The organism is Rhizobium sp. P1_E6, from assembly GCF_056405875.1.
This window is the reverse complement of sequence record NZ_JBFUBG010000346.1, coordinates 1-705: the sequence shown is the minus strand read 5'-3', so window position 1 is coordinate 705 and position 705 is coordinate 1. Positions and strand designations below refer to the sequence as shown.

The following is a 705-nucleotide window of genomic DNA, read 5'->3' as shown; positions in this document are numbered from 1 at the left end:
GAACATAGCCGCTATTGTATTTGGCGAACATCTCACCGCCGAATAACCAAGTTCCGTCCTTTGGTGGGCGGAGCGTTTCAGCCAGTTGGGACCAGTTCTCGTTGACTTGTTCTTCCGGGTACAGCCATTCCTTCAGCCCCGCAGCGATATACCGTCTGGCCCGTGATTTCAGGATGAAATTGATCCTGGCGACTTCATTGTCAGATAATTTTCGGGTTCGAATGAATGCGTCAGTTCTGGCCATCGAATGCCGGAAATTGCGTGCAAATGTTCTCTTCTCCAGCGCATTTGCATCCGGATCGCGCGCATACTCGAGATTTGAAAGAATGAGACAGAAGTTTCGGTTCAGCGGAAAGATAGTCTGCGAGCCCTTCAGGGCAATTCCCGGGTCGTGTGGGTAGGTGCAAAGCTTGGAGCTTGGTACTGCGGCATGATTGTAGACCGTCACAGGATGATCGCTCACCAGGAACTTGATGCTCGCGTCTTCGGCCGACACGATTTCGCGAACACTCTCGGTCCATATTGTGCAATGGAGCATTCGGATGCGTTGCATTTCCATCATAAGATCGTTCTGCGTCAGCTCTGGGTACTGGGCCCTCAGCCAATCGAGACCTTTTGGCGTCCGCGTCTTCTGAATGTCGATGTATTCGAACAACGTCAGGAAATGACTGTGTTGCGCGTTTACGTCATTTTCCAGGAAAGACC

1 protein-coding gene is annotated in these 705 nt (G+C 51.5%); it reads right to left on the bottom strand.

The window, feature by feature from the left end; translation table 11 throughout:
* Positions 1–705, bottom strand: a 705-nt coding sequence (locus AC1D35_RS36655; RefSeq protein WP_477942974.1) for a DUF4238 domain-containing protein, incomplete at both ends; no start/stop codon positions are given.